16 protein-coding genes are annotated in these 18,953 nt (G+C 74.3%); 5 read left to right on the top strand and 11 right to left on the bottom strand.

Features of this window, described 5'->3' with window-relative positions; all coding sequences use genetic code 11:
• The first annotated feature begins 534 nt into the window (after window positions 1-534).
• Entirely contained in the window at window positions 535-1,533 is a 999-nt protein-coding gene (trpS, locus tag A4V12_RS02120; protein ID WP_064067441.1) for a tryptophan--tRNA ligase, read from the top strand.
• Between the two features lie 72 nt (window positions 1,534-1,605).
• Here the strand turns inward: trpS and proC are convergent, their stop codons facing one another.
• The 6 genes from proC to A4V12_RS02090 form a co-directional block, all read right to left on the bottom strand.
• Window positions 1,606-2,415, bottom strand: a complete 810-nt coding sequence (gene proC, locus A4V12_RS02115) for a pyrroline-5-carboxylate reductase (protein ID WP_064067406.1) — start codon at window positions 2,413-2,415, stop codon at window positions 1,606-1,608.
• Between the two features lie 9 nt (window positions 2,416-2,424).
• The gene (locus tag A4V12_RS02110; RefSeq protein ID WP_199831200.1) at window positions 2,425-2,988 is read right to left on the bottom strand and encodes a GNAT family N-acetyltransferase; all 564 of its coding nucleotides are present in this window, start codon (window positions 2,986-2,988) and stop codon (window positions 2,425-2,427) included.
• A 9-nt stretch (window positions 2,989-2,997) separates the two neighbouring features.
• Window positions 2,998-3,735, bottom strand: coding sequence for an ABC transporter permease (locus tag A4V12_RS02105; protein ID WP_064067405.1), 738 nt, complete (start codon window positions 3,733-3,735; stop codon window positions 2,998-3,000).
• Complete coding sequence (locus A4V12_RS02100) at window positions 3,732-4,517, bottom strand: ABC transporter ATP-binding protein (RefSeq protein ID WP_064067404.1); 786 nt, start codon at window positions 4,515-4,517, stop codon at window positions 3,732-3,734. Before A4V12_RS02100 ends, A4V12_RS02105 begins: the two co-directional genes overlap by 4 nt.
• 435 nt (window positions 4,518-4,952) lie before the next feature.
• The gene (locus tag A4V12_RS02095; RefSeq protein WP_064067403.1) at window positions 4,953-5,462 is read right to left on the bottom strand and encodes a hypothetical protein; all 510 of its coding nucleotides are present in this window, start codon (window positions 5,460-5,462) and stop codon (window positions 4,953-4,955) included.
• A 34-nt stretch (window positions 5,463-5,496) separates the two neighbouring features.
• A complete protein-coding gene (locus A4V12_RS02090; RefSeq protein ID WP_064067402.1) occupies window positions 5,497-5,790 on the bottom strand; it encodes a hypothetical protein in 294 nt (97 codons plus the stop codon).
• A 155-nt stretch (window positions 5,791-5,945) separates the two neighbouring features.
• Here A4V12_RS02090 and A4V12_RS02085 point away from each other — a divergent pair, with 155 nt between their 5' ends.
• Entirely contained in the window at window positions 5,946-8,273 is a 2,328-nt protein-coding gene (locus A4V12_RS02085; RefSeq protein WP_064067440.1) for a protein kinase domain-containing protein, read from the top strand.
• A gap of 48 nt (window positions 8,274-8,321) precedes the next feature.
• Here the strand turns inward: A4V12_RS02085 and ilvD are convergent, their stop codons facing one another.
• The 4 genes from ilvD to A4V12_RS02065 all read right to left on the bottom strand — a co-directional run bounded on the left by ilvD (window position 8,322) and on the right by A4V12_RS02065 (window position 12,680).
• Window positions 8,322-10,175 (bottom strand): dihydroxy-acid dehydratase, encoded by a 1,854-nt coding sequence (gene ilvD / locus A4V12_RS02080; protein WP_064067401.1) that lies wholly within the window; start codon window positions 10,173-10,175, stop codon window positions 8,322-8,324.
• A 93-nt stretch (window positions 10,176-10,268) separates the two neighbouring features.
• Window positions 10,269-10,877 (bottom strand): TetR family transcriptional regulator, encoded by a 609-nt coding sequence (locus A4V12_RS02075; protein ID WP_064067400.1) that lies wholly within the window; start codon window positions 10,875-10,877, stop codon window positions 10,269-10,271.
• Between the two features lie 19 nt (window positions 10,878-10,896).
• Window positions 10,897-11,703, bottom strand: coding sequence for a sugar phosphate isomerase/epimerase family protein (locus A4V12_RS02070; RefSeq protein WP_079136737.1), 807 nt, complete (start codon window positions 11,701-11,703; stop codon window positions 10,897-10,899).
• A gap of 44 nt (window positions 11,704-11,747) precedes the next feature.
• Window positions 11,748-12,680, bottom strand: a complete 933-nt coding sequence (locus tag A4V12_RS02065; RefSeq protein ID WP_064067398.1) for a Ppx/GppA phosphatase family protein — start codon at window positions 12,678-12,680, stop codon at window positions 11,748-11,750.
• A 39-nt stretch (window positions 12,681-12,719) separates the two neighbouring features.
• Here A4V12_RS02065 and A4V12_RS02060 point away from each other — a divergent pair, with 39 nt between their 5' ends.
• Window positions 12,720-13,553, top strand: coding sequence for a hypothetical protein (locus tag A4V12_RS02060; RefSeq protein ID WP_064067397.1), 834 nt, complete (start codon window positions 12,720-12,722; stop codon window positions 13,551-13,553).
• Between the two features lie 6 nt (window positions 13,554-13,559).
• On the opposite strand, the gene A4V12_RS02055 is transcribed toward A4V12_RS02060, so the two are convergent.
• Window positions 13,560-15,332, bottom strand: coding sequence for a BACON domain-containing protein (locus A4V12_RS02055; protein WP_079136736.1), 1,773 nt, complete (start codon window positions 15,330-15,332; stop codon window positions 13,560-13,562).
• Between the two features lie 224 nt (window positions 15,333-15,556).
• On the opposite strand from A4V12_RS02055, the gene radA reads away from it, so the two are divergent.
• Window positions 15,557-16,966, top strand: coding sequence for a DNA repair protein RadA (radA, locus tag A4V12_RS02050; RefSeq protein WP_064067395.1), 1,410 nt, complete (start codon window positions 15,557-15,559; stop codon window positions 16,964-16,966).
• 862 nt (window positions 16,967-17,828) lie between these two features.
• Window positions 17,829-18,953, top strand: a complete 1,125-nt coding sequence (disA, locus tag A4V12_RS02045; RefSeq protein ID WP_031077317.1) for a DNA integrity scanning diadenylate cyclase DisA — start codon at window positions 17,829-17,831, stop codon at window positions 18,951-18,953.

Here is an 18,953-nt window from a genome sequence, read left to right as displayed (position 1 = left end):
GGGCTGCCGGGCTGTTCTGCGCTTTCGCGCTTTCCCTTTCCGGCGGTTCCGACTCTATCAGATCCTTTCGGGCCTGATTCCCAGTCAGAGGGGGTTGTCTTTCCGGCTGTTGGGCCGTTCCGACGAGTGAGACTTTAGCGGATTCCGTGGCCCCGACGCTAATCGGGCTGCGTCCGTTCGAACGCGGATTCCTCATTTCGCAAAAGCGCACGGAAAGCGGGGCGACGGATCGTCGCTCGCTTGGAGTGGTTCTTGCGGAATGGCTGTCCGGGGACCGACCGGGGTCGGCGCTCACGTCGGACAACCCGGAGAACAGTACGGACGGAGCAAAGCCGTGTCAACCCCGGGTCCCCTGCCGTACTCTGCGGGCATGACATCGCGTGCGTTCACGACCCTGTGGTGGGCCGCCTGACGGCGGCCGCGCAGACACGCATGCACTCAACGGCCGCCGCTTCGGCGGCCGTTCGCGTTTCTCCCCGGGGGAGGCCCGGCCGCGGTGGCGGCGGCCTCCACCGAAGGATGGAGGAGGACGCCATGACGCGGATCTTCAGTGGGATCAAGCCGACCGGACACCTGACGCTGGGGAACTACCTCGGAGCCGTGCGCCGGTGGGCCGAGGTGGACCAGTACCGGGCCGACGCGCTGTTCAGCGTGGTGGACCTGCACGCGCTGACCGTGGAGCACGATCCGGCGCGGGTGCGGCGGCTCAGCCGGCAGGCGGTGACGCTGCTGCTGGCGGCCGGACTCGACCCCGGGCGGTGCACCCTCTTCGTACAGAGCCATGTGGACGAGCACGCGCGGCTCTCCTATCTGCTGGAGTGCACGGCCACGGACGGCGAGCTGCGGCGGATGATCCAGTACAAGGAGAAGTCGGCGGCGGCGCGGGCGGCCGGTCAGAGCGTGCGGGTGTCGCTGCTGACGTACCCGGCGCTGATGGCCGCGGACATCCTGGCGTACGAGACCGACGAGGTGCCGGTGGGGGACGACCAGACGCAGCACGTGGAGCTGACGCGGGACCTGGCGGTGCGGTTCAACCAGCGGTACGGGCACACCTTCACAGTGCCGAGGGCCACGCCCCCGAAGGTGGGGGCGAGGGTGATGGACCTCCAGGACCCGACCGGAAAGATGGGGAAGTCGCACGAGAACGGTGCCGGGATCGTCTATCTCCTCGACGAACCGGACGTGGTGCGCCGGAAGGTCATGCGGGCGGTGACCGACAGCGGGCGGGAAGTGGCCTACGACCGGGAGAACAGGCCGGGCGTGGCGAACCTGCTGGACGTGCTCGCGGCGTGCGGGGGCGGGGAGCCGGCGGAGCTGGCCGGGGCCTACACGTCGTACGGCGCGCTGAAGAGGGACGTGGCCGAGGCGGTGGTGGAGGTATTGCGGCCGCTGCGGGAGCGGCACGCGTCGCTGGTGGCCGAGCCCGGGTACGTGGATGCGGTGCTGCGGGAGGGCGCCGAGCGGGCGCGGGCCGTGGCGCGCCCGGTGGTGGACCGGGCGTACCGGGCGGTGGGGCTGCTGCCGCCGGGGTGACCGCCGGGTGGTGGCGGGTGGTGGCGGGCGCGTGCCGCCGGCCCCGGGTGGTGGGGCCGACGGCGGGCGGGGTCAGCCGTTGCCGGTGGCGAGCTCGCGGCTGCGGTCGCGGGCCGCTTCGAGGGCGGCGATCAGGGCGGCGCGTACGCCGTGGTTCTCGAGCTCCCGGATGGCGCTGATGGTGGTGCCGGCCGGGGAGGTGACGGCCTCGCGGAGCTTGACCGGGTGCTCGCCGCTGTCGCGGAGCATCACGGCGGCGCCGATGGCGGCCTGGACGATCAGGTCGTGGGCCTGGGCGCGGGGCAGGCCGAGGAGGATGCCCGCGTCGGTCATCGCCTCGACGAGGAAGTAGAAGTACGCCGGGCCGGAGCCGGAGAGGGCGGTGGCCGCGTCCTGCTGGGACTCAGGGACGCGGAGGGTCTTGCCGACGCCGCCGAAGATCTCCTCGGTGTGGGCGAGGTGGTCGCCGGTGGCGTGGCTGCCGGCGGAGATGACGGACATGCCCTCGTCGACCAGGACGGGGGTGTTGGGCATGACGCGGACGACGGGCGCGCCGGCGGGCAGCCGCTCCTCGATGAACGCGGTCGTGATGCCGGCGGCGGCGCTGACCACGAGGCGGTCGGGGGCGACGTGGGGGCCGAGCTCGTCGAGGAGCCTGCCCATGTCCTGCGGCTTCACGGCCAGGATGAGGGTGTCGGCGCGCTTGGCCGCCTCGGCGTTGGTGACGGTCTCCACGCCGTAGCGGGTGCGCAGTTCCTCGGCGCGGTCGGCGCGGCGCGTGGTGACCAGGAGGTGGGCGGTGGGCCAGCCGGCCCGGATCATGCCGCTGAGCAGGGCTTCACCGATCTTGCCGGTACCGAGGACTGCGACGGTCTGGGTCATGGCTGCTGTTCACCTCGCCGGGTGGGGGTACGTGTCGCCATCCTCGCACCGGGGCGGGGGGCAGGGCGCGGTTGTCCGAGGGGCGGTACGGGTGGGGTCGAGTTCGGCGACGATCTCGTCGTCCTCGACGGTGCCGGTGGGGACGAAGCCGAGCGATTCGTAGAGCGCGCGGGCCGGGGTGTTGTCCGGGTGGTAGGAGAGGCGGACGGCGCGGCAGTCGTCCTTGTCCGTGAGCCAGGCCGCGAGGGTGCGCACGGCGGCCCGGCCGATGCCGGTTCCCTGGTGGGCGGCGTCGACGAGCATGCCGCCGATCCAGTGCGTGCCGTCGTCCTCGCGGGCCCACATGACGTGGCCGGTCACCTCGTCGCCGGCGAGGACGGCGAGCGAGTGCCAGACGTCCTCGCGCAGGGAGAGCAGGAGGTAGCGGGCGGCGAGGGCGGGGACGTGGTCCCGCTGGTCGTCGCGGGGGGCCGTGTCGGCGACGGCGCGCCAGTTGTGGTCGTCCACGCCGTGGAGCGTGACGGGGCGGCCGGTGGTGTCGCACAGTCCGAGGTCGATCACGTTGTCGATCATGTGGGGAGGCTAAGGGGTGCGGCGGCGGAGGGTGGCGGCGCCGAGGACGAGGACGAGGAGGGCGCAGCCGGCGACGACGAGGGCGTCGCGGACGAAGTCGGCGGTCATGTCGGTGTGGCGGAGGACCTGGTTCATCCCGTCGACCGCGTACGACATGGGCAGTGCGTCGGAGAGGGCTTCGAGGGCGGGCTGCATGGTGTCGCGCGGGGTGAACAGGCCGCAGAGGAGGAGCTGGGGGAAGATCACGGCCGGCATGAACTGGACGGCCTGGAACTCCGAGGCGGCGAAGGCCGAGACGAAGAGGCCGAGGGCGGTGCCGAGGAGGGCGTCGAGCAGGGCGACCAGGAGGAGCAGCCAGGGGGAGCCGGTGACCGTGAGGTCGAGGAGCCAGAGGGCGGTCGCGGTGGCGAGGGCGGACTGGACGACGGCGAGCAGGCCGAAGGCGAGGGCGTAGCCGGCGATGAGGTCGGCCTTGCCGAGGGGCATGGCGAGGAGCCGTTCGAGGGTGCCGGAGGTGCGTTCCCGCAGGGTGGCGATCGAGGTCACCAGGAACATGGTGATCAGCGGGAAGATGCCGAGCAGGGAGGCGCCGACGGAGTCGAAGGTGCCGGGGCTGCCGTCGAAGACGTACCGGAGCAGGGTGATCATCAGCACCGGGACGAGCAGCATCAGGGCGATGGTGCGGGGGTCGTGACGCAGCTGGCGCAGGACGCGGGCGGCGGTCGCGAGCACGCGGGAGGCGTTCATCGCCGGGTCTCCTGGAGGGTGTCGGCGGCGTCGGCGGCGGTGGCGGCGTCGACGAGGCGGAGGAAGGCGCCCTCGACGGTGGGGGTGTCGTTGCGGCGGCGCAGGGCTTCGGGGGTGTCGTCGGCGAGGAGTTCTCCGGCGCGCATGAGGAGGAGGCGGTGGCAGCGCTCGGCCTCGTCCATGACGTGCGAGGAGACGAGGAGCGTGACGCCGCGTTCGTCGGCGAGGCGGTGGAAGAGGTCCCACAGGTAGCGGCGGAGCACGGGGTCGAGGCCGACGGTCGGTTCGTCGAGGACGAGCAGTTCCGGGGTGCCGAGCAGGGCGACGGCGAGGGAGACGCGGCTGCGCTGGCCGCCGGAGAGGTTTCCGGCGAGGGCGTCGGCGTGCGAGGTGAGGTCGACGTCGGTGAGGGTGCGGGTGACCGCTTCCGCCCGGGTGTCGCGCCGGTGGCGGCCGGGGAGCAGGACGGCGGCGAAGTAGTCGAGGTTCTGGCGGACGGTGAGGTCGTCGTAGACGGAGGGCGCCTGGGTGACGTAGCCGATCCGGGCGCGGAGGGAGGCGTCGCCGGCGGGGCGGCCGAGGACCGTGAGGGTGCCGGTGACCTGGGCCTGGGTGCCGACGACGGCGCGCATCAGCGTGGACTTCCCGCAGCCGGAGGGGCCGAGGAGGCCGGTGACCTGTCCGCGCGGCACGGTGAAGCCCAGGTCGCGCAGGACGGTGCGGCGGCCGCGTACGGCGCTGAGGGCGTGTGCCTCGATGGCGTGGCCGATAATATTCACCATGTGATGAATATTGCGCGTGGAGGGAGGCGCGTCAAGGGAGCGGTGGCGGCCGCGTGGGTGCGTGCCGGGGTGTTGCTTACGGCGGGGGGTGTGGCTTACGGCGGGGGGAAGGGAGGGAGCGGGCGGTGTCCGGCGGGCGGCGTCGCGGCGCGGATGGGACAGCCCGGGAGCGGCTGGGCGGGGCGGCGGCCGGGTCCGGGCGGCTGGGGACAGCTGCGCGCGGGGGTGATCCATTACGGCGTCTGCGGGGCGGGTCCGCTGGAGCGGGGGCGAGCGCTCGGCGGCGTCGGCGGCTCGGGCGGGAGGTATGGCCCGGGCGGGGAGCCGGCGGCTGGGCCGGGGTGGCGGCGCGGCGTCGGCGGCCGGGGCATCGGGGGAGCGGATGCGCTCGGCGGGTGGTCGATCGCGGGCCGCCGGGGCGGGGATGGGCGCTTGTCAGCGTTTGCGGGGCTTCTTGCGGGCGGCCGGGTTGCCCGCGCGGGTGGAGCGGCGTTTGTCGTACTGGGCGCGGGCCGTCTCGTACTCGGTGCGCAGCAGCTTCTCGCCGGGCGCCTCGACCAGGGAGCGGAGGAAATACGCGAGCAGGGAGCCGATGAAGCCGATCGCCTTCAGGCTGCGCAGCGCGTCCTCGCGGGCCGGGTCGGCCGGGCGGCGGGTGAAGCCCTGCCAGGTCCGGCTGAAGGCGATGGTGGTGCAGACGGCGAACATCACGACGAGCAGCGTGTTGACGAAGCCGCCGATGTCGGCGATGGCCAGGCCCTGGTGGGCGAAGCGGAGGACGAACGCGCCGGCCACGGCACAGGCCAGCGAGCCGACGGCGACCCCGGCGCGCCGCAGCCCGTATCCGCCGTCGTGGCCGACCCAGGTCGTACCGAAGAAGCGGAGGGGCTCGGGCTGCGGCCCGGCGGGGGTGCCGTGCGTGGTGGTGCTGGTGTGGTCGCTCACGGGGTCGATTATCCCCGGGCGGACCGCCGGGCGGTCAGGAGCAGCGCACGGCCACGTAACCGTCGCTGCCGGTGTTCACGTAGGCGTCGGAGACGTACTGGCCGTTGGCGATGTTGTCCCACAGGTTGGTCGTGCCGTACGGGCCGGTGATCGTCTGGCCCGGCTTCTGGCAGTTGATGGGGACGCGCACGCCCTCGGCCAGGACCTTGACCAGGCTGTAGTTCGTGCCCGGGCCGCTGCGCACGTTCAGTCGGTGGCCGGGGGCCACCGGGTAGCGCTTCACGGTGTACGCCGTGGTCCCGACCGCTTCTTCCGTCACTTCTTCCATGGCCGTACGGCCCCTCCCCCGTCGAGCGCGTGCCCCGTGCACGCGCGCCGCGCGCAGGCTAACAAGCCCTGAGGGGATCGCACGCATCATCGACTAGGCTCCGTGCGTCGCGCTGGACGCGGGACGCGCGCGGACGAACACACACGGGGGTGGCGATGCCGCCGTTGCGCAGTACCGGACCGGCTTCCGGGCCGTTCCCGGAAGCGGAGCATCCGGAGTACGCCGGCCGTTACCGGCTGGAGGAGTGCCTGGGTGCGGGCGGCATGGGGGTCGTCCACCTGGCGAGGTCCGCTTCGGGGCTGCGGCTCGCGGTCAAGGTCGTGCACGCCGAGCACGCGGCGGACGCCGAGTTCAGGGCGCGTTTCCGGCAGGAGGTCATGGCCGCGCGGCGGGTCAGCGGGGCGTTCACCGCGCCCGTGGTGGACGCCGATCCGGATGCCGGCCGGCCCTGGATGGCCACCCTGTTCATCGACGGGCCGACGCTCTCGGAGCGGGTGAAGCGGAACGGCCCGCTGGGCTCCGGGGAGCTGCGGCGGGTGGGCGCCGGGCTCGCCGAGGCGCTGCGCGACATCCACCGGGCCGGCGTGGTGCACCGCGATCTGAAGCCCAGCAACGTGCTGCTGGCCGCCGACGGCCCGAAGGTCATCGACTTCGGGATCTCGCGCCCTGCGGACAGTGACCTGCGCACCGAGACGGGGAAGCTGATCGGCACGCCGCCGTTCATGGCGCCCGAGCAGTTCCAGCGGCCCCGGGACGTGGGGCCGGCGGCGGACGTGTTCGCGATGGGCGCCGTGCTGGTCCACGCGGCGACCGGGCGCGGTCCGTTCGACTCGAACTCGCCGTACATCGTGGCCTACCAGGTCGTCCACAACGAGCCCGACTTGGCGGGTGTCCCCGAGGACCTGGTCCCGCTGCTGCGGCGGTGCCTGGCGAAGGACCCGGCGGAGCGGCCCACGGCCGACGAGCTGATGGGCGAACTGCGGGCTGACGGGGGTGCCGGGGTCGGAGGCGGTGCCGAGGATGGCGGGGTCGGTGTCGGTGCGGACGGTTCCGGGGGCGGTGCCGGTCGCGCCGGGAGCGGTGCCGGTGCCGGTGCGGTCGCGTTCGTGCCGGGGCAGCGGCGGGCGGAGGACACGGCCGGAACGGAAGCGACTGGCACGGAAGCCGCCGGCATGGAGGGCGCACCGGGGGACGGGGCCGGCGCGGGTGCCGGGGGCGGCGCCCGGGCCGTGCCGCGCCGGACGCGGCGGCTGCGCCTGGCGGCGGCGGGGCTCGCCGTGCTCGCCGCGGTGATCGCCGGCGGGGTCGCCGGGGTGCGGGGCGGCGGCCCGGCGGACGGGCCGGCCACCTCCGGCGGGGGGCGGGAGGCCGCCGCCCCGGCGTTCCGCCCCTGGGCCGTCACTCCGGGCGCGGCCCGCGGCGAGAGCCTCACGCCGCTGTGCGCGGCCGACGCGGACCGCGCCCTGTACTGCACCGCGCCCGGACTCAAGGCGGCCCGCCTCCGCCCCGCGGACGGTGCCACCGCCTGGGCGGTGGACGCGGCCCCGGCCGGTGCGGCGCACACGGCGGGAGCCGCCGGGGCCCCCGGGGCCGCCGGGGCCGCGCCCGGCACCGCGCCCGTGATCAGCGGCGGGCTGGTCCACGTGATGGTGCCGGGCGGCGCCCGCCTGGAGGCGCTCGCGCCCGACACCGGCGCCGTCCGGTGGGCCGAGGACGTGTCCGCGTACGCCAACGTCCTGCACTCCGGCGACACGGTGCTGCTGGTGACCGCCGACGGCACCGTGCGGGCGCTGGACGGGGCGACCGGCGCCGAGCGCTGGACGAAGCGGCGGCTCGCCGCGCCCGGCGCCCAGTGGATCACCGGCGGCGGGGGCGTGTACGCCGCGGCCGCCTCGCCGGACGCGGCGGCCACGCTGGTGACCGCGGTCGACCCGGCGGACGGGCGGGTGCGGTGGACCGAGCGGCTGACGGGGGCCCTCGGCCCCGTACAGGCGTCGTCGGACGCGCTGCTGCTGCTGTCCACGGACGCGGACCTGTACACCGACGCGGTCGTACGGCTGGACCTGTCGGGGCGCACCGCCCGGCGCGTGCCGCTGACGGTCCCGGCCGACCAGGCGCAGGCCGTGATGGCGGGCGACACGGTGTACGTCGTCGGGTCGGGCGGTTCGCTCGCGGCCGTGGACATGACCGGCGGGAGCGCCCAGCGGGCGCAGCGCTGGCGGCTGGAGACGGGCGTGACGCACGTGTCCCGCCCGGTCGTGGCGGGCGGGCACGTCCATCTGACGGCGGCCGACGGACGGCTGCTGGCCGTGGACGCCGGGCGCGGCGTACTGCTGGGGATGACGAAGCCGCGCATGGACGGCGGGCGGTACACGTTCGCTCCGCTGCTGCCCGCGCCGGCCGTGGTGGACGGCAGGGTGTTCGCGACGGCGCCGGACGGGTCGGTGTTCGCGGTGGACGCGGGCGATCCGGCGGCCTGGTGACCCCCGGGCCCGAAGGGCATCGGGCCGGGGGGCCGGGAGCGCGGGGGCTCAGCCGAGCTTGCTGACGTCCCGGACGGCGCCCTTGTCGGCGCTCGTGGCCATCGCCGCGTAGGCGCGCAGGGCGGCCGAGACCTTGCGGTCGCGGTTCTTCGGCGCGTACACGCCTCCGAGGGCCTCGCGGCGGGCGGCCAGCGTGGCGTCGTCGACGAGGAGTTCGATGCCGCGGTTCGGGATGTCGATACGGATGCGGTCGCCGTTCTCGACCAGCGCGATCGTGCCGCCGCTCGCCGCCTCCGGCGACGCGTGGCCGATCGACAGGCCCGACGTACCGCCGGAGAAGCGGCCGTCGGTGATCAGGGCGCAGGTCTTGCCCAGGCCCCGGCCCTTCAGATACGAGGTCGGGTAGAGCATCTCCTGCATGCCGGGGCCGCCCTTGGGGCCCTCGTAGCGGATGACGACGACGTCGCCCTCCTTGATCTCCTTCAGCAGGATCTTCTCGACGGCCTCCTCCTGCGACTCGCAGACGACCGCCGGGCCCTCGAAGGTCCAGATCGACTCGTCGACACCGGCGGTCTTCACGACGCAGCCGTCGACCGCCAGGTTGCCCTTCAGCACGGCGAGACCGCCGTCCTTGGAGTAGGCGTGCTCGGCGGAGCGGATGCAGCCCTCTGCGGCGTCGACGTCCAGGGTCTCCCAGCGCTCGGACTGGGAGAACGCCTCGGCGGAACGGACGCAGCCGGGGGCGGCGTGCCACAGCTCGACGGCCTCCGCGGACGGCGAGCCGCCACGGACGTCCCACGTCTTGAGCCAGTCGGAGAGCGAGGGGCTGTGGACGCTGTGGACGTCCTCGTTCAGCAGACCCGCGCGGTGCAGTTCGCCGAGCAGGGCGGGGATGCCGCCGGCGCGGTGCACGTCCTCCATGTAGTACGTGCGGTTCTTCGCGACGTTCGGGGCGACCTTGGCCAGGCACGGCACGCGGCGCGAGACGGCGTCGATCTCGTCCAGCCCGAAGGGGACGCCCGCCTCCTGGGCGGCGGCCAGCAGGTGCAGGATCGTGTTGGTGGAGCCGCCCATGGCGATGTCGAGGGCCATGGCGTTCTCGAAGGCCGCCGTGGTGGCGATGTTGCGCGGCAGGGCGGACTCGTCGCCCTGGGCGTAGTAGCGGTCGGTCAGCTCGACGACCGTGCGGGCGGCGTTCTCGTAGAGGGCGCGGCGGGCCGTGTGGGTGGCGAGGGTCGAGCCGTTGCCGGGGAGGGACAGGCCGATGGCCTCGGTGAGGCAGTTCATCGAGTTGGCGGTGAACATGCCGGAACACGAGCCGCAGGTCGGACAGGCGTTCTCCTCGATACGGAGCATGTCCGCGTCGGAGATCTTGTCGTTGACGGCGTCCGACATGGCGTCGACCAGGTCGAGCGTGCGGACCGTGCCGTCCACGAGGGTGGCCTTGCCGGCCTCCATGGGGCCGCCGGAGACGAAGACCGTCGGGATGTTGAGGCGCAGCGCGGCCATCAGCATGCCGGGGGTGATCTTGTCGCAGTTGGAGATGCAGATCAGGGCGTCGGCGCAGTGCGCCTCGACCATGTACTCGACGCTGTCCGCGATCAGGTCGCGGGAGGGCAGCGAGTAGAGCATCCCGCCGTGGCCCATGGCGATGCCGTCGTCGACGGCGATGGTGTTGAACTCGCGCGGGATGCCGCCCGCCTCGCTGATCGCCTGGGAGACGATCCGGCCGACCGGCTGGAGGTGGGTGTGGCCGGGCACGAACTCGGTGAAGGAGTTGGCGACGGCGATGATCGGCTTGCGGCCGATGTCCGCGCCCGGTACACCGGAGGCCCGCATAAGGGCGCGGGCGCCCGCCATGTTGCGGCCGTGGGTGACAGTGCGGGACCTCAGCTCGGGCATCGTCGCTCGCTCCTTCGGACGGATGTGGACACTTCGAGCGTACGCCTCGGCTCCAAGATCTGGACAGGCTGTCCGCATAGCGGGACGGACGGCTCAGTCCTCGGTCAGGTACCGCTGGAGCGTCGGGGCGACCATGGCCACGATGTCCTCGGGCCGCGCGGAGGCCAGCGGCTCGACCTGCACGACGTAGCGCAGGATCGCGATGCCGATCATGTGCGACGCGGCCAGCTCCGCCCGGAACTCCGGATCCGGTACGTCGAGGTCGGCGGCCACCCGCTGGAGCAGCCGGCGCAGCACGAAGCCGCGCAGCACCTTCGCCGCGGCCTCGTGGGTGAGCGCGGAACGGATGACGGCGAGCAGTGGGGCCCTGGTCACCGGGTTCTCCCACACGGAGAGGAAGTACCGGGCGAGCCGTTCGCCGATGCCCTCGGCCGGCCCGCCGACGATCGCCGGGATGATCAGCGCGGGCTCGAAGGACAGCTCGATGGCGGCGGCGAAGACCTCGTCCTTCGTACCGAAGTAGTGGTGGACGAGCGCCGGGTCGACACCCGCGGCCTTGGCGATGCCGCGCACCGACGTCTTGTCGTAGCCGCGCTCGGCGAACTCCGCGCGGGCGGCCTCCAGGATGCGCTCCCGGGTGCCGGGGCCCGCGGCGGCCTCGGCCCGTGACGGGCGTCCCCGCCCCCTGCGCGGTCCGGTCACCGCCGCGCTCCCGGCGGGGTCATCGGACGCGGGCCGAGGAGGCGAGGTGCAGCCGGGTGAAGGCCAGCGCCTCCGCCAGGTCGGCCTCGCGCTCGGCCGCCGACATCGCGCGCCGGGTGTTGACCTCGATGACGACGTGGCCGTCGAAACCGGAGCCCGCGAGGTGCTCCAGCAGTTCGGCGCACGGCTGCGTGCCGCGGCCGGGGACCAGGTGCTCGTCCTTCGCCGAGCCGCGCCCGTCGGCGAGGTGGACGTGGCCGAGGCGGTCGCCCATGCGGGCGACCATCTCCAGGGCGTCGCTGCGGGCGGTCGCCGTGTGCGAGAGGTCGATCGTGTAGTGGCGGTAGTCGTCCTGGCTGACGTCCCACTCGGGCGCGTACGCCAGCATCTCGCGGTCGCGGTAGCGCCAGGGGTACATGTTCTCGACCGCGAACCGCACGTCCGTCTCGTTCGCCATCCGCCAGATGCCGTCGATGAAGTCCCGGGCGTACTGGCGCTGCCAGCGGAACGGCGGGTGGACGACGACGGTCGACGCGCCGAGCTTCTCCGCCGCGGCCTGCGCGCGCTGGAGCTTCACCCACGGGTCGGTCGACCAGACGCGCTGGGTGATCAGCAGGCACGGCGCGTGGACCGCGAGGATCGGCACCCGGTGGTAGTCGGAGAGGCGGCGCAGCGCCTCGATGTCCTGACTGACGGGGTCGGTCCACACCATGACCTCGACGCCGTCGTAGCCCAGGCGCGCGGCGATCTCGAAGGCCGTCGCGGTCGACTCCGGATAGACCGAGGCCGTGGACAGGGCGACCTTCGCGTCCGGGATGCGCACCACTGATTCCGACGTTTCAGCCACGAGGGACAGCCTACGGGCACCGGCTAGGAGGTCGGGAGGTGGTCCAGCCGACGCAGGATGACTCCTTCGCGCAGGGCCCACGGGCAGATCTCCAGTTCCTCGATGCCGAACAGGTCCATCGCCCCCTCCGCGACCAGCGCTCCCGCCAGCAGCTGGGGCGCCCTGCCGTCGGAGACGCCGGGGAGGGCGCAGCGCTGGGCGGTGGTCATGACGGAGAGCTTCGGGACCCACTCCTCCAGCGAGGTGCGGCTCAGTTCGCGCTGCACGTACGGGCCCTCGCCGGAGCCGGGCGCCCCGGCGAGCCGGGCCAGCTGCTTGAACGTCTTGGAGGTGGCGACGACGTGGTCCGGTCGCCCGAAGCGGGCGAACTCGCCGACCGTACGGGCTATCTCCGCCCGCACGTGGCGGCGCAGCGCCTTCACGTCGGCCGGGTCCGGCGGGTCGCCGGGCAGCCAGCCGGCGGTCAGGCGTCCGGCGCCCAGGGGCAGGGAGACGGCCGCGTCGGGCTCCTCGTCGAATCCGTACGCGATCTCCAGGGAGCCGCCGCCGATGTCGAGCAGGAGCAGCTTCCCCGAGGACCAGCCGAACCAGCGGCGGGCGGCCAGGAAGGTGAGGCGGGCCTCCTCCGGGCCGGAGAGGACCTGGAGGTCCACGCCGGTCTCGTCCTTGACCCGCTTCAGTACGGCGTCGGCGTTGGCCGCGTCGCGGATGGCGGAGGTCGCGAAGGGGAGAACCTCCTCGCAGCCCTTGTCCTCGGCGGTGCGCACCGCGTCGTGGGTGATGGTGACGAGGCGCTCGACGCCCCGCTCGCCGATGGAGCCGTCCGCGTCCAGCAGCTCGGCGAGCCGCAGCTCCGCCTTGTGGGAGTGGGCGGGCAGGGGCCGGGCGCCGGGGTGGGCGTCCACCACCAGCAGGTGCACCGTGTTCGAACCGACGTCGAGAACTCCGAGTCTCATGCCCCGAACGCTACTGCGCCGGGCGCATACGCTTGGTGTGTGCCCAAGACGAAGAAGGCGAAGCCCGCCAAGAAGCACGAGAAGTCCCCCGTACTGCCCGAACTGCCCATTCCGGGCGTTTCCGATGAAAAGGGTCTGGACTTTCCCCGTGCGTGGGTGGAGTTCCCCGACCCGGCCGACGACGAGCAGGTCTTCCGCTGCGACCTGACCTGGCTGACCTCGCGCTGGAGCTGCATCTTCGGCAGCGGCTGCCAGGGCATCCAGGCGGGGCGCGCGGCCGACGGCTGCTGCACCCTGGGCGCGCACTTCTCCGACGAGGACGACGAGGCGCGCGTCGCGTCGCACGTGGCGCGGCTCACGCCCGAGCTGTGGCAGTTCCACGACGAGGGCACCTCGGCCGGCGGGTGGGTGCAGCTCGACGAGGACGGCGAGCGCCAGACGCGCCGCTGGGAGGGCTCCTGCATCTTCCAGAACCGTCCCGGGTTCGCGGGCGGGGCCGGCTGCGCGCTGCACATCCTGGCGCTGCGGGAGGGCCGCGAGCCGCTGGAGACCAAGCCGGACGTGTGCTGGCAGCTGCCGGTGCGGCGCACCTACGACTGGATCGACCGCCCCGACGACACGCGGGTGCTGCAGATCTCGATCGGTGAGTACGACCGGCGGGGCTGGGGTCCGGGCGGGCACGACCTGCACTGGTGGTGCACCTCGGCGACATCGGCGCACGGCGCGGGCGAGCCGGTGTACGTGACGTACCGCCCGGAGCTGACGGAGCTGATGGGCAAGGAGGCGTACGACGTGCTGGTGGAGCTGTGCGAGGCCCGCCTGGCGTCGCAGCTGCCGCTGGTGGCGCCGCACCCCGCGGACCCGGTGGCCTGAGGCCTCTCATGCCGGCGGGGGCTCCGGCGCCGGGTCCCCGGTGGCGGGCGGCGGGGTGTCCGAGGGCGCCGGGTCCGGTGACGGCGGCGGGGTCGACGGGGGCGCCGACTGCGTCGGTGGGGGCGCCGGCGTGGGCGTGGGGTCCGGTGACGGCGGCGGGCTCGTCGCGGGCCTCGTCGCCGGCACGGTCGTCGGCGCGGTGTGCGTACCGGGGCGGGGGTAGGACGGCGGGCGGCGCGCGCCGTGGCCGTCGATCTCCACCACCGCGCCCGCCGGGTCGACCCCGACGCGGGCGGTCCAGGCGCCGGCCGGTTCGCGGGCGTGGTCGACCGTGACGTGCACGGTGACCGAGTGCCCGGGGGCGAGGGTGCCGGAGGCGCGGTCGGCGTAGAGCCACGGGGCGTTCGTCCACAGGGACCAGGAGACCGGGGCGCCGCCCGACGCGGTGAGCGTGAGCACCGTGGTGTCGCGGCCGGACGGCTGCGCGGTGACCGTGACACGGCCCGGGCCGCGCGCTCCGGGCGCGGCCGGCGGGGGCGTGCCCGGACTGATCACCTCCACCGACAGGTGCGACGGCCCGGGCAGGGCGGAGCGGCCGCCCCGGTCGCTCCGGGCGCTGCCGGCGTTCTGGTAGTGGTCGGGACGGCCGTCCGGCCCGCCCTCGTCCGGGGCCCGGTCGCCGGCCTCGGCCGCGCTGACCGCGGTGCCGTCGCGCCCCTCCCCCGTCAGCGGCGCGCCCCGGTAGGCGGCCCACAGGGCGAACACCGGCGCCGCGACGACGGTGGCCACCACGGTCGTGGTCACCGCCCGCGCCCGCAGCCGGTCCCGGCGGGCCGCGTGGTCGCGGGGGTCCAGCGGGAAGCCGTCGCGCCCGAACCTCGGGCCGGCCGCCCGGGCCCGCGGGACGTGCAGCATCGCCATGTACGCCGCCGCCCTGGGCGCCTCGACGAGCGGCAGCTTCGCGGGGGTGACGGAGGAGCCGGGCCAGGGGCCGCCCGCGCCCGCGCGCTCGGCGGCTCTTCGGCAGCGCGGGCAGTCGTCGACGTGCCGGACCAGCTCGCGGCGGAGGGTCGCGGAGAGCAGCAGCTCGTGGTCGCCGGTGAGCCGGGCGACCGCGGGACAGGTGCCGCTCTCGACGACGGCCAGGGCGGCGCGGGTGCGCTCCACCTCGCAGGCGGCGGCGGACAGCAGCTCGCGGGCGGCGGAGGGCTCCATGCCGAGGACGGCGGCGACCTGGGGAGCGGCGAGCTGGTGCCGTACGGCCAGCTCCAGCGCCTCGCGCTGCTCGGGCGTGGTCCCGGCCGCCTCGGGCCAGGCGAGCACGGCCAGCTCGCGCAGGCGGTGCTCGGTGATACCGGACGGGGCGTGCACGGTGTCCCCGGCGGGGGGCGGGACGGGGGCGGACGGCGCGGGGGCGGGCGGGGGCACCGACGGGGTCGGGCGCGCGGCGTGCGCCCCCCGGCCCTGCTGCGCGCGGCGGCGCCGCTGCTCGCCCAGCTCGCGCAGGCAGGCCCAGCGGGCGAGGGCGTACAGCCATGCCCTGCGCTCCGGGTCGGCGGCGGGGCAGCGTCCGAACTGCCGCTCGGAGACGGCCAGTACGTCGCCCAGCACCTCGGTCGCCGCGTCGTGGTCGCACAGCACGGACAGGCAGTACGTGAACAGGCCGTCCAGGTACGGCTCGTACCGGGCCGGCGGGCGCTGGGCCAGGGTGCGGGGCGCGCGACGCAGTGCCCGGTGTGCGCCGGTGGTGTGCGTGGGGGTCTCCAGCCTGCTGCTCATCACCCGGCGACCGTAGGCAGTGGACGGCACACCCTTCGTACCCCTTGCGCACTTTTAATCCTTACGGGTGAACGTATCCCTCAAAAGGGGACAGGAAGCGCAGATTCCGCGCCGGTCACCCACCAGCACCCCTGGGGCCCCCACCGCCCCGCGGGTCCCGTACGGGAAGCCCTCACCGGGGCGCGCGGGAGGCGTTGTCAGTGGGGCCCGCTACGGTCTTCGGCATGGCTGCCCGTACGAAATCCGCCAAGGACAGGCCCTCCTACCGCTGCACCGAGTGCGGGTGGACGACCGCCAAATGGCTCGGCCGCTGCCCCGAGTGCCAGGCCTGGGGCACGGTGGAGGAGTACGGCGCGCCCGCCGTCCGTACCACGTCCGCCGGCCGGGTCTCCACCGCCGCGCTCCCGATCGGCCAGGTCGACGGCCGGCAGGCCACCGCCCGCAGCACCGGCGTCGACGAACTGGACCGCGTCCTCGGCGGCGGACTGGTGCCCGGCGCCGTCGTCCTCCTCGCGGGCGAGCCCGGCGTCGGCAAGTCCACCCTCCTCCTCGACGTCGCGGCGAAGGCCGCGAGCGACGACCACCGCACGCTGTACGTGACCGGCGAGGAGTCCGCGAGCCAGGTCCGGCTGCGCGCCGACCGGATCGGCGCGATCGACGACCACCTGTACCTCGCGGCCGAGACCGACCTGTCCGCCGTCCTCGGCCACCTCGACGCCGTCAAGCCGTCCCTCCTGATCCTCGACTCCGTCCAGACGGTGGCCTCCCCCGAGATCGACGGCGCCCCGGGCGGCATGGCCCAGGTCCGCGAGGTCGCCGGCGCGCTCATCCGCGCCTCCAAGGAGCGGGGCATGTCCACCCTGCTCGTCGGCCACGTGACCAAGGACGGCGCCATCGCGGGCCCGCGCCTGCTGGAGCACCTGGTGGACGTCGTCCTGTCCTTCGAGGGCGACCGCCACGCCCGGCTGCGGCTGGTCCGGGGCGTGAAGAACCGGTACGGCGCGACGGACGAGGTCGGCTGCTTCGAACTGCACGACGAAGGGATCACGGGCCTCGCCGACCCGAGCGGACTCTTCCTCACCCGCCGCGCGGAAGCCGTCCCCGGCACCTGCCTGACCGTCACCCTCGAAGGCCGCCGCCCGCTGGTCGCCGAGGTGCAGGCGCTCACGGTCGACTCGCAGATCCCGTCACCCCGCCGCACCACCTCCGGCCTGGAGACCTCCCGCGTCTCCATGATGCTGGCGGTCCTGGAACAGCGCGGGCGGATCACCGCGCTCGGGAAGCGGGACATCTACTCCGCGACGGTCGGCGGGGTCAAGCTCTCCGAACCCGCCGCCGACCTGGCGGTCGCGCTGGCGCTGGCCTCGGCGGCCAGCGACACCCCGCTGCCGAAGAACCTGGTCGCCATCGGCGAGGTCGGCCTCGCGGGCGAGGTCCGGCGCGTCACGGGCGTCCAGCGGCGGCTCGCCGAGGCCCACCGGCTGGGCTTCACGCACGCGCTGGTCCCGGTCGACCCCGGCAAGGTCCCGCCGGGCATGAAGGTCACGGAGGTCGCCGACATGGGCGACGCGCTGCGGGTCCTGCCCCGCGCCCGCCGCCGCGCCCCAGCCCGGGAGGACGCCCCCCAGTCCTGACACCCGGCCCCGGCCCCGCTCGCGGTGGCGGTCACCGGTGCGGTGCGGTGCTCGCGGCAGGGGCGGCTGCTGTCGGTGTCCGGTGCCGGGCGTGGCCGGGGTGCTTTCTGCCGGTGGGCCGGGGGCGGGGCGGTCACCGGTGCGGTGCGGTGCTCGCGGCAGGGGTGCTTTCTGCCGGTGGGCCGGGTACGGGGCCCCTCCGGGCTCACCTCCTCGCGGTTGGCGGGGCGCCCAGCCGGTCCAGTGACCGTCACTCGCCGCCAATCCGCTGCGGGGGCGACCCTGCACGGCCCCTCCTCGCCGTACTCCGTGCCACGACTCGCCGTCGCAACACAGCGCGCAGACAGCAAACGCGGTGGTACGAGGCCGAGCCCTCCACCCACCGGCCCGCAGGCGGGCGACGGCCCGGGGTGGGGCCGTGCAGGGTCGCCCCCGCAGGGGTTGGCGGCAAGGGGTGGGCTCCCTTGCATGTGACCCAGGGCCGCCGGCCCCGAGGAGGTGAGCCCGGAGGGGCCACACCCCGCCACCCGCCGGACAGGTGCCGCACCGGGCGGAACCGCGCAGAAACCGGTCGCCGGGCGACCGGGGGGTGAGCCCGGAGGGGCCGCACCCTGCCGCCTGCCGGACAGGCACCGCACCGGGGCGGGACCGTGAGGAGGCGAGCGGCCACCCGGAACGGACCGGGATGGAACGGGACATAGGGGTTCGCGCAGGTCGGCCGGTGGGAACCGCATCGCACCCCGCCGGTCCGGTGCCGGGCGCGTCCGATTACCGGGCGGACCGGGCGGGAGCCCGACGGCTGCGGGCGGGGTCGCTAGACTTTGCCCAGGTCTCGCCCATCCGTACGAGCCGGAGGAGTGCAGTGGCAGCCAAGGACGGGGCAGCAGCTCCCGGAAAGTCCGGCGCGGGCTCCGGCAACGAAGCGCTGATGCGCGCTTCCCTCAGCGCGGTCGCGCCGGGTACGTCCCTGCGTGACGGCCTGGAGCGCATCCTCCGCGGTAACACCGGTGGTCTCATCGTGCTGGGCATGGACAAGACCGTCGAGTCGATGTGCACGGGCGGGTTCGTGCTGGACGTGGAGTTCACCGCGACCCGGCTGCGCGAGCTGTGCAAGCTCGACGGCGCGCTCATCATCGACAAGGACATCACCAAGATCCTCCGCGCGGGCGTGCAGCTCGTGCCGGACGCGTCGATCCCGACCGAGGAGACCGGTACGCGCCACCGCACGGCGGACCGGGTCAGCAAGCAGTGCGGCTTCCCGGTCGTGTCGGTGTCGCAGTCGATGCGGCTGATCGCCCTCTACGTCGACGGTGAGCGCCGCGTCCTGGAGGAGTCGGCCGCGATCCTGTCCCGCGCCAACCAGGCACTCGCCACGCTGGAGCGGTACAAGCTCCGCCTCGACGAGGTCGCCGGGACGCTGTCGGCGCTGGAGATCGAGGACCTGGTGACGGTCCGGGACGTCACCGCCGTCGCCCAGCGCCTGGAGATGGTGCGCCGGATCGCCACCGAGATCGCCGAGTACGTCGTCGAGCTCGGCACGGACGGCCGGCTGCTCGCGCTCCAGCTCGACGAGCTGATCGCGGGCGTGGAGCCGGAGCGGGAGCTGGTGGTGCGCGACTACGTGCCGGAGCCGACGGCCAAGCGGTCGCGCACGGTCGCCGAGGCGCTCACCGAGCTGGACGCGCTCAGCCACGCCGAGCTGCTGGAGCTGCCGATCGTGGCGCGTGCCCTGGGGTACACCGGGTCGCCGGAGGCCCTGGACTCGGCGGTCTCGCCGCGGGGTTACCGGCTGCTGGCGAAGGTCCCGCGGCTGCCCGGTGCCATCATCGAGCGGCTCGTGGAGCACTTCGGCGGTCTGCAGAAGCTGCTCGCCGCGAGCGTCGACGACCTCCAGACCGTCGACGGTGTCGGCGAGGCGCGGGCCCGCAGCGTGCGCGAGGGGCTGTCGCGACTGGCCGAGTCGTCGATCCTCGAGCGGTACGTCTGA

This window comes from Streptomyces noursei (genome assembly GCF_001646665.1).
Taxonomy (GTDB): domain Bacteria; phylum Actinomycetota; class Actinomycetes; order Streptomycetales; family Streptomycetaceae; genus Streptomyces; species Streptomyces lavendulocolor.
Note: the sequence above shows the minus strand (reverse complement) of the source record. Positions and strands in the feature narration are given on the sequence as shown.

What these genes read in the sequence shown, in the direction of transcription:
- A4V12_RS02055 (WP_079136736.1), bottom strand. Translation starts at nt 15,332, where the DNA reads ATGAGCAGCAGGCTGGAGACCCCCACGCACACCACCGGCGCACACCGG.
- proC (WP_064067406.1), bottom strand. Translation starts at nt 2,415, where the DNA reads ATGACCCAGACCGTCGCAGTCCTCGGTACCGGCAAGATCGGTGAAGCC.
- A4V12_RS02105 (WP_064067405.1), bottom strand. Translation starts at nt 3,735, where the DNA reads ATGAACGCCTCCCGCGTGCTCGCGACCGCCGCCCGCGTCCTGCGCCAG.
- A4V12_RS02090 (WP_064067402.1), bottom strand. Translation starts at nt 5,790, where the DNA reads ATGGAAGAAGTGACGGAAGAAGCGGTCGGGACCACGGCGTACACCGTG.
- A4V12_RS02110 (WP_199831200.1), bottom strand. Translation starts at nt 2,988, where the DNA reads ATGATCGACAACGTGATCGACCTCGGACTGTGCGACACCACCGGCCGC.
- ilvD (WP_064067401.1), bottom strand. Translation starts at nt 10,175, where the DNA reads ATGCCCGAGCTGAGGTCCCGCACTGTCACCCACGGCCGCAACATGGCG.
- A4V12_RS02100 (WP_064067404.1), bottom strand. Translation starts at nt 4,517, where the DNA reads ATGGTGAATATTATCGGCCACGCCATCGAGGCACACGCCCTCAGCGCC.
- A4V12_RS02085 (WP_064067440.1), top strand. Translation starts at nt 5,946, where the DNA reads ATGCCGCCGTTGCGCAGTACCGGACCGGCTTCCGGGCCGTTCCCGGAA.
- trpS (WP_064067441.1), top strand. Translation starts at nt 535, where the DNA reads ATGACGCGGATCTTCAGTGGGATCAAGCCGACCGGACACCTGACGCTG.
- radA (WP_064067395.1), top strand. Translation starts at nt 15,557, where the DNA reads ATGGCTGCCCGTACGAAATCCGCCAAGGACAGGCCCTCCTACCGCTGC.
- A4V12_RS02065 (WP_064067398.1), bottom strand. Translation starts at nt 12,680, where the DNA reads ATGAGACTCGGAGTTCTCGACGTCGGTTCGAACACGGTGCACCTGCTG.